Annotated in this window: 13 protein-coding genes and 1 pseudogene; 7 read left to right on the forward strand and 7 right to left on the reverse strand. The window is 63.5% G+C overall.

The window, feature by feature from the left end; translation table 11 throughout:
* The first annotated feature begins 333 nt into the window (after positions 1–333).
* The 4 genes from J9611_RS16230 to J9611_RS16245 all read left to right on the forward strand — a co-directional run bounded on the left by J9611_RS16230 (position 334) and on the right by J9611_RS16245 (position 8,591).
* A complete protein-coding gene (locus J9611_RS16230) occupies positions 334–2,316 on the forward strand; it encodes an APC family permease (protein ID WP_211881610.1) in 1,983 nt (660 codons plus the stop codon).
* 243 nt (positions 2,317–2,559) lie between these two features.
* Positions 2,560–6,111, forward strand: a complete 3,552-nt coding sequence (locus tag J9611_RS16235) for a bifunctional proline dehydrogenase/L-glutamate gamma-semialdehyde dehydrogenase (protein WP_211881612.1) — start codon at positions 2,560–2,562, stop codon at positions 6,109–6,111.
* A gap of 301 nt (positions 6,112–6,412) precedes the next feature.
* Positions 6,413–7,258, forward strand: a complete 846-nt coding sequence (gene proC / locus J9611_RS16240) for a pyrroline-5-carboxylate reductase (RefSeq protein WP_211881614.1) — start codon at positions 6,413–6,415, stop codon at positions 7,256–7,258.
* Between the two features lie 43 nt (positions 7,259–7,301).
* Entirely contained in the window at positions 7,302–8,591 is a 1,290-nt protein-coding gene (locus J9611_RS16245) for an ATP-binding protein (protein ID WP_211881635.1), read from the forward strand.
* Between the two features lie 370 nt (positions 8,592–8,961).
* Here J9611_RS16245 and J9611_RS16250 read toward each other — a convergent pair whose 3' ends face one another.
* From J9611_RS16250 to J9611_RS16265, 4 genes and pseudogenes are all read right to left on the reverse strand, one after another.
* Complete coding sequence (locus J9611_RS16250) at positions 8,962–9,225, reverse strand: DUF4193 family protein (protein WP_211881616.1); 264 nt, start codon at positions 9,223–9,225, stop codon at positions 8,962–8,964.
* Between the two features lie 128 nt (positions 9,226–9,353).
* Positions 9,354–9,554 (reverse strand): annotated as a pseudogene (locus tag J9611_RS16255) (recombinase family protein); the annotation flags it as partial.
* Positions 9,518–9,658, reverse strand: coding sequence for a hypothetical protein (locus J9611_RS16260; RefSeq protein ID WP_211881637.1), 141 nt, complete (start codon positions 9,656–9,658; stop codon positions 9,518–9,520). The gene J9611_RS16260 and the pseudogene J9611_RS16255, both read right to left, overlap by 37 nt.
* 374 nt (positions 9,659–10,032) lie before the next feature.
* Entirely contained in the window at positions 10,033–10,281 is a 249-nt protein-coding gene (locus J9611_RS16265) for a hypothetical protein (RefSeq protein ID WP_211881617.1), read from the reverse strand.
* Positions 10,282–11,105: 824 nt separating this feature from the next.
* Between J9611_RS16265 and J9611_RS16270 the strand changes: the two genes are divergently transcribed.
* Positions 11,106–11,336 (forward strand): hypothetical protein, encoded by a 231-nt coding sequence (locus tag J9611_RS16270; RefSeq protein ID WP_211881619.1) that lies wholly within the window; start codon positions 11,106–11,108, stop codon positions 11,334–11,336.
* A gap of 393 nt (positions 11,337–11,729) precedes the next feature.
* Here J9611_RS16270 and J9611_RS16275 read toward each other — a convergent pair whose 3' ends face one another.
* Both J9611_RS16275 and J9611_RS16280 read right to left on the reverse strand, forming a co-directional pair.
* Positions 11,730–12,014 carry a DUF2470 domain-containing protein gene (locus J9611_RS16275; protein WP_307857130.1) on the reverse strand — a complete coding sequence of 95 codons (285 nt, stop codon included), beginning with the start codon at positions 12,012–12,014 and terminating at the stop codon, positions 11,730–11,732.
* Positions 12,015–12,030: 16 nt separating this feature from the next.
* The gene (locus J9611_RS16280; RefSeq protein ID WP_307857131.1) at positions 12,031–12,738 is read right to left on the reverse strand and encodes a TetR/AcrR family transcriptional regulator; all 708 of its coding nucleotides are present in this window, start codon (positions 12,736–12,738) and stop codon (positions 12,031–12,033) included.
* A gap of 80 nt (positions 12,739–12,818) precedes the next feature.
* Between J9611_RS16280 and J9611_RS16285 the strand changes: the two genes are divergently transcribed.
* Positions 12,819–13,004 (forward strand): hypothetical protein, encoded by a 186-nt coding sequence (locus tag J9611_RS16285; RefSeq protein ID WP_211881625.1) that lies wholly within the window; start codon positions 12,819–12,821, stop codon positions 13,002–13,004.
* Between the two features lie 5 nt (positions 13,005–13,009).
* Complete coding sequence (locus J9611_RS16290; RefSeq protein WP_211881627.1) at positions 13,010–13,546, forward strand: DUF2269 domain-containing protein; 537 nt, start codon at positions 13,010–13,012, stop codon at positions 13,544–13,546.
* 635 nt (positions 13,547–14,181) lie between these two features.
* On the opposite strand, the gene J9611_RS16295 is transcribed toward J9611_RS16290, so the two are convergent.
* Positions 14,182–14,667: a DUF6578 domain-containing protein gene (locus tag J9611_RS16295; RefSeq protein ID WP_211881629.1), complete on the reverse strand. Its 486-nt coding sequence runs from the start codon at positions 14,665–14,667 to the stop codon at positions 14,182–14,184.
* Between the last annotated feature and the right edge of the window lie 134 nt (positions 14,668–14,801).

Genomic DNA, 14,801 nt, shown 5'->3' on the forward strand with positions numbered 1-14,801 from the left:
CTGGCTTTGGACCATTCTGGGGCGGAGGACGGTACTCTACGTCGTCGCCCGACCTTGACGATTCTCGATCAGCGGTGTGCGCTGGCTCCTACGTGCTCGACCACGGCTAACCACGGCTACGGTCAAAATCTCCACCGGCAATGGCAGGTACCAAGGTGTCGAACGGGCTCTGCGCTCCTTCTCTCGCGGCAATGGCCACCTGGGCCGCGTCGTCGGCCGGTGACGTGCAGGGATTCTCAAACAGCACCACGTGGGCGCCCGTCGCGACTACCTTGCCGGCGAGGTCAAGTAGGCCACCGCAAAACACGTTCCGGAAGCACAGAAAGTTTGTCTATGACCGCAACCGACCAGTTTTCGATTCCCGCGACCTTGCCTAATCCGGAACCGGCACCCAAGCCCGGCAGCCCCCTGGCCCGATGGCTGCTGGAGCACAAGGTGCATCAGCCGGTCGGTCCGGAGTCGGCGGAATCCGGGGCGCACCAGCAGAGCTGGTGGAAGGTCATGTGCCTGACGGGTGTGGACTACTTCTCCACGCTGTCGTATCTGCCCGGCATCGCTGCCCTCGCCGCCGGTGCGCTGTCTCCGTTGGCCACACTGCTGATCGTGGCCCTGACGCTGTTCGGGATGCTGCCGATGTACCGGCGGGTGGCGCACGAAAGCCCGCACGGGCAAGGCTCTGTGGCGATGCTGGAGAACCTGCTGCCGTTCTGGCGCGGGAAGATCTTCGTGCTCATCCTGCTCGGGTTCGTGGCCACGTCCTGGATCATCACCATCACGCTCTCCGCGGCGGACGCCACAGTGCACATGCTGGAGAACCCCTACCTTTCGCCGTTCCTGGAAGGCCAGGCGGTTTCCGTCACCGTGGTGCTCCTGCTGGTCCTGGCCGGCGTGTTCCTTCTCGGCTTCTCCGAAGCCGTGGCCGTCGCGATCCCCTTGGTGGCCGTCTTCCTGCTGCTGAACGCCAGCATCATCGGGGCTGGAATTTACGACGCCGTGACCCGGCCGGGTGCCTTGTCTGACTGGACCGCAGCACTCACCTCGGGCGGCTCGGGTCTGGGCAGTATCGCCGGGCCCGCGGTTCTGGCGTTTCCGCTGTTGGTCCTCGGATTGTCCGGCTTCGAAACCGGGGTCAGCATGATGCCCCTGGTTGAAGCGAAGGGTGAAACGCCGGAGAAAATGCTGGCGCACCGGGTGCGGAACACCCGCAGGCTCCTGACCACGGCGGCAGTGATCATGAGCGTGTACCTGATCGGCAGCAGCTTCGTCACCACGGTGCTCATCCCGGCCGATGCGTTCCGGGAAGGAGGCGAAGCCAACGGCCGCGCCCTGGCCTATCTGGCCTACGAACTGCTCGGCGACGGCTTCGGCTCCGTCTACGACGTCAGCAGCATCCTCATCCTCTGGTTCGCAGGCGCCTCGGCGATGGCCGGGCTGATCAACATCGTTCCCCGCTACCTGCCCTCCTACGGAATGGCACCCGACTGGACCCGTGCGGTGCGGCCCGTGGTCCTGGTCTACACGGCCATCAGCATCATGATCACCATCGGGTTCGACGCGGACGTCAACGCGCAGGCCGGCGCCTATGCCACGGGCATCCTGGCCATGATGGTCTCCGGCGCGGTGGCCGTGAGCATTTCCGCAGCGCGCAGCAAACGGCGAGGGGCCACCATCGGCTTCTCCATCCTGACCCTCATCCTGCTGTACGCGCTCGGGGCGAACGTGATCGAAAAGCCTGACGGCCTTGCCATCTCCGGGTTCTTCATCCTGGGCATCGTGGTGGTGTCGCTGGTTTCCCGGGTGAGCCGGACCACCGAGCTGCGCGTTGACCGGATCGAATTCGATGATGCCGCTCGCCGCTTCATCACCGACTCGCTCGAGTTCGACGGGCAGCTGCACCTCATCGCCAACCGCCCCCAGGCCCGGGACGCCGCGGAATACTCTGACAAGGAAGCCGCCCAGCGGAAAAATAATCCCGTGCCCGGCGCCGCGGTCGTGATCTTCCTGGAAATCGACGTCACCGACCCCTCGGGATTCAGCGAAGTCCTCGAGATCCGGGGCGTCGAAGTGGATGGATACCGCATTCTCCGTACGGAAAGCCCGGCGGCCCCCAACGCCATTGCTGCGATCCTCCTGGCACTGCGCGACGCAACGCGAGTCCGGCCCCACGCGTACTTTGCATGGGCCGAAGGCAACCCGCTCGCACACCTCATGCGCTACCTGCTCCTCGGCCGCGGCGACACCGCCCCCGTGGTCCGCGAAATCATCCGCGAAAACGAACCCGACCGCGACCGCCGCCCGGCCATCCACGTCAGCTGACCCGCACGCCCAGGCGCACGTCCCCTAAGGGGAGAGGAGACTCCGCAAGTTCTTCAACGTTCGCGGGCCGGATGGCGGGGGCCCACGACCGCTCCGTGACCTAAGTCTCCATCGTTCCTTCGCAAACGAAGAGTTAGATTTGTGTACCTATATTCGTCACAAATAGTTGCTTTTTCTTATGTGACTTGCTGCACATACTTATGAATAAGACGGTCCCCACCCACAGAAAGAACGAGTACAGCCATGACTAACACCACAACGGGTCGCCGCGCGAACCCGGGCTTTGATGCCGCTAATTCCCTCTCCGCGGCCACTGCCGCCACTGCCAGCGCCGCCGCCACCGCCGTCGGCGAATTTGACCTCGCCCAGGCGGCAGCCTTGGCCGAGGACACCATCGCGCTGGTGCGCCGCTGGCTCACCGAGGCAGCGAAGGTCCCGGTTGACGCCTCGGCCGAGCAGCTCGCCGGCGTCCTGAAGGACCCCAACGGCCTGGACTTCACGGTCGGGTTCGTCGACGGCGTCGTCCGCCCCGAAGACCTGCAGGTCGCCGCCCGCAATCTCGCCGCCCTGGCCCCCAAGGTCCCGGCGTTCCTGCCCTGGTACATGCGCAGCGCCGTCCGCCTCGGCGGAACCATGGCCCCGGTCCTGCCCCAGGTGGTCATCCCGGTCGCCCGCCGCGTCCTGCGCGAAATGGTCGGCCACCTGATCGTTGATGCCACCGACGCCAAGCTCGGCCCGGCCATCGCCAAGATCCGCAAGGACGGCATCAAGCTCAACGTCAACCTCCTCGGCGAGGCCGTGCTCGGCGAACACGAGGCCTCCCGCCGGCTCGCGGGCACCCACACCCTGCTGTCCCGGCCCGACGTGGACTACGTCTCGATCAAGGTCTCCTCCACGGTGGCCCCGCACTCGGCCTGGGCCTTCGATGAGGCCGTGGAGCACGTCGTGGAGAAGCTCACCCCGCTCTTCACCCGCGCGGCATCTTTCGCCAGCGGCGGGCAGAAGGCCAAGTTCATCAACCTGGACATGGAGGAATACAAGGACCTGGACATGACCATCGCGGTCTTCACCCGGATCCTGGACAAGCCCGAGTTCAAGAACCTCGAGGCCGGCATCGTGCTCCAGGCCTACCTCCCGGACGCCCTCGCCGCCATGATCCGCCTGCAGGACTGGGCCGCCGCCCGCCGCGCCGACGGCGGCGCCGCCATCAAGGTCCGCGTCGTCAAGGGCGCCAACCTGCCCATGGAACAGGTCGAGGCCTCCCTGCACGACTGGCCGCTCGCCACCTGGAACACCAAGCAGGACTCGGACACCAACTACAAGCGCGTCATCAACTACTCGCTGCACCCGGACCGGATCCGCAACATCCGGATCGGCGTCGCCGGCCACAACCTCTTCGATATCGCCTTCGCTTGGCTCCTGGCCAAGCAGCGCGGCGTGGAATCCGGTATCGAATTCGAGATGCTGCTCGGCATGGCCCAGGGCCAGGCCGAAGCGGTCAAGAAAGATGTCGGCTCGCTCCTGCTCTACACTCCCGTGGTCCACCCGGCCGAGTTCGACGTCGCGATCGCCTACCTGATCCGCCGCCTCGAAGAAGGCGCCAGCCAGGACAACTTCATGTCCGCCGTGTTCGAACTCAGCGAAAACGAATCCCTCTTCGCGCGTGAGAAGCAGCGCTTCCTCGCCTCCCTCGCCAAGCTCGACGACGAGGTCCCGGGCCCGAACCGCCTGCAGAACCGTGCCCTCCAGACCGCGCCGATGCCGCACGACTCCTTCGAGAACACCGCAGACACCGACCCCTCGCTGCCGGCCAACCGCGACTGGGGCCGCGCCATCCTGGCGCGGGTCCCGTTCTCCACCCTCGGCAACGCCGCCGTGGACGCAGCCACGATCCACGATGAGCAGACCCTCAACACCGTGATCGACACCGCGGTGGAAAAGGGCAAGGCCTGGGGCGCCCTTTCCGGTGACGAGCGTGCGGCGATCCTGCACCGTGCCGGGGATGTCCTGGAAGCCCGCCGCGCCGACCTCCTCGAGGTCATGGCCAGCGAAACCGGCAAGACCATCGACCAGGGCGATCCGGAGGTCAGCGAGGCTGTCGACTTCGCGCACTACTACGCCGAATCGGCCCGCAAGCTCGACGCCATCGACGGCGCCACCTTCGTCCCCGCCAAGCTCACCGTGGTGACCCCGCCGTGGAACTTCCCGGTGGCCATCCCGGCCGGCTCCACCCTGGCGGCCCTCGCCGCCGGTTCCGCCGTCGTCATCAAGCCCGCCGAGCAGGCCCGCCGCAGCGGCGCCGTGATGATCGAGGCCCTCTGGGAAGCCGGCGTTCCCCGCGAGGTCCTCACCATGGTCCAGCTCGGCGAGCGGGAACTGGGCCAGCAGCTGATTTCCCACCCGGCCGTGGATCGCGTGATCCTGACCGGCGGCTACGAGACCGCAGAGCTGTTCCGCATGTTTCGCAAAGACCTGCCATTGCTGGCCGAGACCAGTGGCAAGAACGCCATTATCGTCACCCCTAGTGCAGACTTTGACTTGGCCGCCAAGGACGTGGCGTACTCCGCGTTCGGCCACGCCGGCCAAAAATGCTCCGCCGCGTCATTGGTCATCCTCGTCGGCTCCGTCGCCCAGTCCAAGCGGTTCAAAAACCAGGTCGTGGACGCCGTCCAATCCCTGAAAATCGGATATCCCACAGATCCCACCACCCAGATGGGCCCCATTATCGAACCTGCCACCGGAAAACTCCTGAAGGGACTGACCGAGCTGGGCGACGGCGAGACATGGCTGATCAAACCCCGGGAGTTGGATGACACCGGCAAGCTTTGGAGCCCGGGAGTGCGGACCGGCGTCAAGCGGGGATCGCACTACCATCTGACCGAGTTCTTCGGCCCCATCCTTGGAGTAATGACCGCGAATACACTGGAGGAAGCGGTGGCCATCCAGAATGAGATCGAATATGGGCTCACCGCGGGTCTGCATTCCTTGAACCCTGAAGAAATCGGCTTCTGGATGGATACCATCCAGGCGGGAAACCTCTACATCAACCGCGGCATCACGGGCGCGATCGTCCAGCGCCAGCCGTTCGGCGGGTGGAAGAAATCCGCCGTCGGGCCGGGCACCAAGGCAGGCGGACCCAACTACCTCTTCGGACTCGGAGGGTGGATAGCCCGGGAGATCACCGAAGCTGGTCTCCCCGTGACCAATCCGGCAGTCAGCAAGCTCCTCTCCGCCGCCGACGCATGCGCGGCAGCAGTTTCTCTAGAGGAAAGGGAGCTTCTATACCGGGCCGCCAGCAGTGATGCCAAGGCATGGTCAGAAGAGTTCGGCACAGTGAAGGACGTATCAGGGCTAACCGCTGAACGGAACCTTTTCCGATACCGTCCACTCCCCGTAACGATCAGGCTCTGCCAGGGGGAACCCGTCGCGACGCTCATCCGTGTCCTCGCTGCAGGACTCGCGGCAGGAGCACCCCTCACGGTGTCCTCGGCTGCCAAGCTCCCCGCAGCGGTTCTCGTGGTTCTGACCGAACTCAACATCCCCTCGTCAGTGGAAGGCGACGGGGAATGGCTTGCCCGCGCAGTCCGGCTCGGAGCCGGGCGCATCCGGCTCATTGGCGGAGACCCAAAGGTGATAGCCGTAGCTACGGAGGGACGGCCTGATCTGGCCGTCTACTCACACCTTGTGACACCCTCAGGCCGCCTAGAACTGCTTCCCTTCCTGCATGAACAGGCAGTCAGCATCACCGCACACCGATTCGGCACACCGAACCACCTCACCGATCACCTGATCTGACCCGGACGCTGACTGACGCCTGCCACCCGCATTTTGCGAAGGCGGTTGAAGGAAACCATTCTCCATTTCAGTCGCCTTCGCTCTTCAACCGCCCCTATCAGAAAGCACAGGCATGCAGACCACCTCCGGCGAACCAACCCCTACCGCTCCCCCACGGTCATCCTCGACTACACAGGTCGGAAAGGAGTCGACGACCGCCCCCGCGGGCTACTGCAGCGAACCGGACTGCTTCTACTGCTCGTGCCCAGAAACCGACTGAACGACCACCTACCGCAAATCCCAGAAGAACGGACACCAGGAAATGCCCCGGAAAGAGCTGGAAAACCTTCCCCCGATCGCCATCCTCGGAACAGGAGCCATGGGCGGAGCAATCATCCGCGGGCTCCTCAATGCCAACGTCAAAATCAGTGAAAGGATACGCATCACGGGTCACGGGACTCAGCAGATGCAGGAACTCACGGACATTTACGGAATAGAAGGTTTTGACGCTAGAACCGATCCCGAAGCAAACATCAAGGCAGTAAAAGGTGCGGGCATCGTTGTCCTTGCGCTCAAGCCGGACGTCATCGCCGACGTTCTCAAAGAAATTTCCGGGGCCGTCGAAGACGGGGCCATCATCATCAGCATCGCAGCCGGCATCACGATTAAGACCATCGAGTCGCTTCTCCCCGAAACCGTCTCAGTCATCCGTGTGATGCCCAATACTCCAGCCCTTGTAGGCAAGGGCGTATCAGGCATCAGTGCCGGGACACGGGGGACGATCGCCGACATAGCCGTCGCCGACGCCCTCTTCCGGACAGTCGGGACCGTTCTGACGGTCCCGGAAAGTCAGATCGACGAGGTCACCAGCATCTCGGGGTCGGGCCCGGCGTATGTCTTCTTCCTTATCGAACAGCTCACAACCGTCGCAGAACACCAGGGATTCACTCCCGAACAGGCCGCCGTACTCGTCAACGGAACCTTTAGGGGAGCCTGCGAGCTGCTCGCCAGCTCCAACAAATCACCTCGCGAGCTCCGCCAGCTTGTCACCAGCACCAAGGGAACCACAGCAGCCGCCGTTTCAGTACTCGAAGACGGAGGTATCCGCGAAATATTCGAAAAAGCCACGGGCGCCGCCCTCCGGCGCGCCAGACAACTCGCCGGATAACGAAGACGGCCAAATGGTCGCACAACGGCAGGAGATCGTTTATATGCAACCCTGGATTGTCCGTGATTTTCACCTTGATGATCTCGACCAGCTCATCGACGTTTGGCAGGACTCCAGAACTTCCGGCGTCCACCCTGTATACACCCTCGCGGAGATCATCGACGCCTGCACCAACGGACTGGCCGTCGTAGCCGTGACCGAAGGCACCGTCGTCGGGGCCGTCGCTTGCGTAATTCACGATGACCGGGCGTGGGTGGTGACACTTGCCCAAGCCAAAGAATGGCGGGAGCAAGGTCTGGGAAGTGCGCTCCTCGCCCAAGCCGAGGCGCGGCTTGCCGCTCGCGGAGTCAGAAGGATCTCCGCGCTGCTCCCCGCCCCGGAAACGAGGGTCCGGGCATTCCGAAACAGCGACTACCGGGTGGAAGAGGACCTCCATTACTTCGAACGGACCATCCCGGTCCAACCCAAGGAAATCGGTCCCCTGACCCAGCTGGGGGGCCGGCTTCTGCCCCACGGTCTATGGGACGCACTGGCCGGCATGCAGAGCGAGAAACACCTGATTGAGCAACGCCTCATTTTGCCACTTGCCCGCGCGGAGCTCGCCAAATCCCTGGGCGTCTCCCCGCCACGGTCCGTCGTTCTCTTTGGTCCCCCCGGCACCGGCAAAACTACCTTCGCCAAATCCATAGCTTCTCGACTGGACTGGCCGTTTATCGAGGTCTTTCCCTCCAGGCTTGCCTCTCATCCACACGGACTCGCAGGGGCGCTGCGCCAGGCCTTCCTAGATATAGGACAGCTTGAACATGCTGTGGTCTTCATCGATGAGGTCGAGGAGATCGCCTCTGCTCGCACCGGCACCGGAACTTCGCCACTGCAGGGAGTTACGAACGAGCTCCTAAAAATTATCCCGGCATTCCGGGAGCAGGAGGGCCGTCTTCTGATCTGCGCCACAAACTTCATCCGCGCATTGGACAAGGCCTTCTTGCGCCACGGGCGATTCGACTATGTCATACCCATTGGGCCGCCCGACCTGGTAGCCCGCAAAGCAATCTGGAACCGTTACATACCCCCGGCCATCTCCCGACGTGTCGACCTTGCGTCGCTAGCCGTGGCCAGTGACCGTTTCTCTCCCGCTGACATTGAGTTCGCAGCCAGAAAAGCTTCCCAACAGGCGCTCGAGCACGCAGTACATCACTCCGGGGGCACCTCCCCAGGAGAGGCAGCGTTGACGACCGAGACTTACCTCCAAGCAATTGAAGGAACCCGCGCCACCGTGACCGAAGCCGTAGTCAAAGACTTTTTCGAAGACATCGAACGCATAGCTCGGGTCTGATGCACCCAGCCCCAAACGCCGTCACTAGGCGCGAATCCTGTCTCAGCTCAGCGTCCTGCATCCCTCGGATTGCAAGACGCGAGCCCGCCTTCCGCGCAGGTGACCCTCGGTCCACCGCTACCGCGACGGCGTCGCGTCCGCTTGGGAACTGAGAAGCCGCAGCGTAACCAGAGACGTAAGAAGAGGGCGGTCCCGGCGGACCGTCCCTCTTGAAGTTCCAACTGCCAGCCCCGGGAGCCTAAGGTCAGGGAACCACCCCGCCGGTGCGCGCTTTGGCTCCACTTGAGCGGGGTCATGCGCCCAGCTCTGTCGCAGTTGAAAAGTCGCTGATGAGGCTGTCGGTTGTAGGCCGCCGTGGAGGAGAAGCGACCTAGCCTTCGCACTCGATGCAGTATGAGTGGCCGTTCTTTTCCCGGGCGAGTTGGGACCGGTGCCGGACCAGGAAGCAGGAGTAGCAGGTGAACTCGTCCCCGGCCTGGGGGATGACCTGAACGATGAGTTCCTCGGCGACGAACTCTCCGCCGGGGGTCATGGCCTCATCCAGCGCATCGGATTCGTCCAGCTCGCGGACGACGCTGCGGGCATCCGGGGCGTTGACGGACTGCAGCGCCTCCAGAGACTTCGCCGATCCCATTCGATGTCGTGGTTCGGAGGCGCCCAGCTATCCGGCCGCAAGGTGGAGTCAAAACAACCACTTCTGACTAGTCTTTCGACTCGCCGAGTTCAGTGTGGATTTTCACGCTCGCCGACGGGGTTCTGTGATCGCTGGGTGTCGCCTTCCGAGTGGCTAGTCTCTCTGCGTTTGCTGATGGAATCGGTGACGCGTTCGCGTTTGATCTCGTGTTCCATTTGCGCGAGGGCGGCCATGATCGTGAACAGCATGGACCCCATGGGTGTCGCGGTGTCGACATCGCCACCGCCGAGGTTCAGGACGCGCAGACCCGCGCCTCGGCCGCGCAGTTCGTGATGGTGCGCGGCACGATCACGCATCCGGGGTTGTCGAGGAACCATTGCCGGGTGGCCGGAGAGAGCCGGTCCCACCGTTCCTTGATGTGCATGTCAGTCATTTCTGCCTCCTAGGGTTCGGTTCGGGTCAGGAGTCTGCGCCGCAGGGGTGTGCGTGGATCGATGTGGCCATCGCGCAGACCGGCACGGAAAATCCTGCCTGAAACGGTAGGTACCCAGGAGCCAGCGCCAGCTGAGGTACAGGCCGTACAGGCGTACCGGGATACGGCGGCTGAGACCGCCAGCAGCCGTATCCCGGGCGATGCACTCATTCACGAACCCATGCACCGGTGACTTGGTCATCTTGGCCCTCCTGCGTCCGGCGGCGTAACTGCTTGGCTGCAACAGAATTCAGGGGTGAAGCACCACTGGCCGGAACCGTCGTGACCCCTGAAAGAATCCAAAAATTCCGCTTGGCCAGTGCAGCGGTGGGCACTCAATGCGGAACCAACCCGCCGCCGCCCCGGCCGTGGCCGAGCCTCCCGGCGAAGGCCCTGAACAGCCTGACCAGGCTCCTGTAAAACCCGACGGTCATGGCTTTGAGGATGAGAATCACAAACCTGACCGCGCCTGCCAGAAGCATGAGCAAGCCAAAGCTGATGATGATGGGCAGGAACAAGAGAAAGACGGCGACGATTGCCGCGACGTAGCCGACGGCGTAACCAATGATGGTGGCCTGGTCCACTGGAATCCCATCAACAGCCAGATGAGTGGCTCCGGATGCCTGCTGCCGGTTCCCGTTGCAGCTTTGGGTGATGTGGCATCCGACCGCTTTCGCTGCCGGGCCAGATGTGGTGCACCGTGCTCCCACGGCACTAAAGCAGGAACGGTCTACGGACAGGCCATCGCGAACCTGCTGTTATGACCGGCGGGTGGGATCGGGATTTGGTGGCAACGGTCCGGGGTCCGGCACCGGCCCCGGTGCCGGGTCAGGGACCGGGGCAGGCGGAGTCGGAGAAGTCGGATCCGGTGAGCCCGGGACTGGACCCGGATCTGGCGGAAAAGGATCCGGTTCGCGTTGAGGCGGAATTGTCATGACTTGTCCCCTGGGATGCTGACGTGGGTCCGGGATTCGGACAATGTGGTCATGGTACGCCAGGGAACTTCAGAAGAACAGGCGCCAACGAGACTCAACTCGGTGCTCGCGAACCATGGCGGCTCCCAAGCCCCCGGGTTACGCGCCGGCAACCCGATGCCTCGGGCCGGAAACCCCGCTTCCGGAGGGCTTGTGCCTGGCACAGCCGCTTAGCCGTTACCGCGATAGTCGTGGAGAGCGCGTTCGTGGCAAGGTTCCGTAGATAGCAATCTCTGCGCTTACTCCTCTTTTGCTGTCCGGTTTCTGCGCCGCCGAGTCTTAGTGGTTCGATGTCGGGATCAATCCGGCCCGAAGGCCTGCCCGCAAGATCTCTCGCGGCAAAGGGATGTCCGTCCAGTTCCCCCGGTCGGACATACTGGGCGTCATCGTAGAGCAAAGATGCGTCCATGGCATGCACCTTTTTCGGATGAACGATGGGCTTCCCTGATCAGGGCAGGAGGCTGTCCGGTAGCCGCTCCCTCAATCGTCTTCAGTATTCCACCGTCCTGGAATCAAGCATCTCCTGGAACTACACCACCTACCTGAACATCGGTTTCCTGGCCCTTGCCGCGTTCCTCGTGGCCCGGTTCGTGCGCAACGGCGGGACCGGGATGCTCAAGATGATGGGAGGAAGCCCCGACAACCACGACCACCACCACGGCTGAGCATCGCGCCGCGCTCTCAGACACACGGGTGTGCTGATACCGTCCGGCCGCGGTCGGGGACGGTTGCCTCACGCCGGCGCGGGGGATGCCGCGGGCGGTTGGTCCGGGGCGCAGTCGCTGGAAGGACCTGAAATGTTGTGGTACCCCGGTGCACAGTCCACGATGCGGTCGCTGTGCGGCCGGGTCAACACAAAGGCGAGCACCGCCGCCGCGACGACCACCGCTGCGACCATGACAACGCGGAGGGCGTTTCCCCGGTGTCTTCCCATTAGGCCCTGTCCTCGCACGCCCGGTGCCTCATGCGGCGTTCCGTATTACGCAGCTCTCCAAGGTCGGCTGAGAAAAGGACGTCGCGCACGATGGCGGCTTTCCTGCCAGCCAGGGCACTGACCATCAGCGGGGGCCCGGGTCATGGTGGTTGGCCCTTGAAGTGCTCATTTCCTCTTCAAGGGAGGTGAGGGGTTCCTGCGGCGCGGCGGCGCGGGCGGCGATAAGGAGGCCCCGGAGCTGGGGGCGCAGTTCGGCCGCGGCGGTGATCGGCTGCCCGAACTGGAGGCGACCCGTGGAGGATCCCAGCGCGCGCTTCACGGACATGTCGATGCCTTCGTAGTCTGCGCCGACCAGTTCAGCGGCCAGTGCATCAGCGATCCCTGCGGAGTGCCGGGCAAGGAACAACACGGTATCCGGGTGCCGGCTATTGAGATGCCTGAGGATGTTGGCCGCTCCGGCCGTGAAGTCCGTGCTGATGTCCCTGTTCATGGCGGGCCTCCGGGTCCACTTCGTGGCGCTGGGCGTGTCGTTCGGGGTGTCGTTCAGAATCCTGGCCGGGTGCCGTGCCCGCCGGACCGGTCAGGCCGGCCAGCGTGAGGGTGAGTAGCCGGTGGACGCCGTCGTCCGAAGGAATCGAAGCGGCCGCGCCCAGGGCGTGCAGGCAGTATCCGGCCAGCTCTGCAGGGTCGATGTCATTGCGGACCGACCCGGCCCGTGCCGCCTCGGCCAGCAGGTCCCGGACCAGATCCGTGAGTTCCTGGTGTGCCTGGGCTACCTTCTCTCCGCGGTGCAGGAGCGCACCGAGTTCGCCTGCACGGCGCCGGGAGATGAACGCATAGGCCTCCAGTACCCTTTCCAGCCGCTGCCAGGGATCACCGCCCCGATGCCGGAGCGCGGTGAGCTCTTCGAGGTGGATCGCGATGTGACGTTCATGCCAGGCAAGCAGAATGGCCTCGACGTCCGGGAAGTACCGGTACAGGGTCGCGCGCGCGATGCCTGTCTCCTGGGCGATCTGGGACATGGTGATCGCCCGCAGCCCCTGCTCGGCGACCAGCCTCCAGGTGGTGTCCAGGATGGTTTCGATCACGGCATGGCGGTGCGTCCGGATCGTCTCATTCCACAGCTTGGGCACACGACCACTGTATTCGCTCCACCACCCATTTCCAAGACACACCGGCTTGACACGGACACTGTGTCTCATAAACTGGGGGCATGAACCAGGATCCCGACGAACTCCCCCGCCCGCTGGCGGCCCCCGAGCCGGAACGGCACGTCAGGAGGACGGGTGATATGCCGGCCCGCCCGCGGTGGGTCAAGACGTTCGGGATCGCGGCCCTGATCCTCGTAGTCCTGTTTGTGGCCATCCATCTCGCCGGCGGCGGGATGGGCCACCATTGAGGACCATGACACCGGCCCTGCGCAGGTTCATGCTCACCGCGCATGTCGTATTCTCCGTCGGGTGGGTCGGCGCTGTCATCAGTTTCCTCGTGCTCGCCCTTGCGGGACTCATCAGCCAGGACCCCGAGACGGCGCCCGCAGCATACGTGGCCATGAACCTGACCGGCTGGTTTGCCATCGTCCCGTTAGCCTTCGCTTCACTGCTCACCGGGCTGATCCAATCCCTGGGCACGGAGTGGGGTCTATTCCGCCACTACTGGGTCACGATCAAATTCCTGCTCACGGTCTTCGCGACCGTGGTCCTGATGGTGCACACCCAATTGATCGGACTCCTCGCCCACGCAGCGGCAAACGGGGCCCTGAACTCCACAGACATGGGCGCGGCCAGGGGCCAACTCGTGATCGCGGCAGGAGCCGGACTGGCGGTCCTGCTGGTCATCACCGCCCTTTCGATCTACAAGCCCCGCGGCCGGACCCGTTACGGGCTGCGTAAACAGCAGCAGTACACACCACGCCAGCAACAGCAGCAGTCCTCGCCATAGCGTGAGATCCAGCTACCGCCGCCGGACAACGCCGAGCCCTGCCGGGAGTCCCGGTGGCTCCGCCTGCTGTTGTGGGACGAGGAAAGCGTCAAATGTCAGGGTTCCTGTTGGCGCTATGGTCCTTGTCTGCGGCTTGCAGCGAGGTCCAGCCGATGGCGGCCGCCGCGGCCAGCAGTACAGCGCCGGAGGCATAGACAACGGGAAGACCTTCCTCCCGATCAGTGAGAAAGCCGCAGATCCCAAGGCCACGCTGTACCGCTGGGTCCCGGCCACGGACCCTGAAGCAGCTGCAGCCCCGTAGCTCACTTTTGGTGCAGACAACTGTTGAACAAATGCATGACGGTGCACGGGACTTCTGACTGGTCCGAGATGTGCCATGCGCCTCAGGCTAACCGGGCAGAACACCCGCGGCGCTCCCGACACACCCACGATCGGGGTGTCCAACGCTTGTAGCTTCCAGATCAACTCGGGACGAATTTCTCCCCCTTTAGGGGCGCCCGTAAGCCGGTCGTCCAGCGCGCAGCCAAACATGCTCTCGGTTGTCATTTTCAGAAGTCGTCTGCACGGAATGTCAGAAGTCGTCTGCACAGCCGTTCCGTGTCCGTATAGGGATCCTCTATGGGCAGCACTTCGCGTTACAGCTTCGTTGCTTCCCTGGTGCCGCACTCTTCGTCGCTGCATGCAAGCGATAGGACGTAGTCGTAGAGATAGTCGGCTTCAACACTGTCAAAGGCACTCGTGTATGAGAACTTGTAAGTGATTGTCTCGGTGCCTCGAACAGCGGCACTCTCCTCTTGTCCGGCTTGTCGCATCCATGAACCAGAGGTGTCTACTGCCGGTTGCAGCGTCGCCTCGCCAGTCACGGGAACAAAGCCTTCATCCGTTCGGATCTTAGGACACCGAACACTCCATAGCTCAACTACTCTTCCCGACACCCGGCGCGAAGGCTGGTCCACCGCATCGCCATACGTGTCGAACTGCCAATCGATGACAAGACGATCACCGAACAATCGCGACACCCAATTCCGATCGGCTGGGTACAGAGTCCAATCTATGGTGTCGCCCACTGTAATGAGCAGGTGATCTTCCGCGAGCTGCCAGTCCGTAAGCCACACAAGCATGAGTCCATCGTCGCAGTGCGGCCGTATGGTTTTGTGAGACAGCTTGTTAGGAGCCCTTCTTCACAATGACCGACCGTAAGAGGTATAGCCAGAAGTACAAGGACGACGCCGTGGAGCTCGTGATTTCCTCGGGC

Source organism: Pseudarthrobacter albicanus (genome assembly GCF_018224015.1).
GTDB classification, from domain to species: domain Bacteria; phylum Actinomycetota; class Actinomycetes; order Actinomycetales; family Micrococcaceae; genus Arthrobacter; species Arthrobacter albicanus.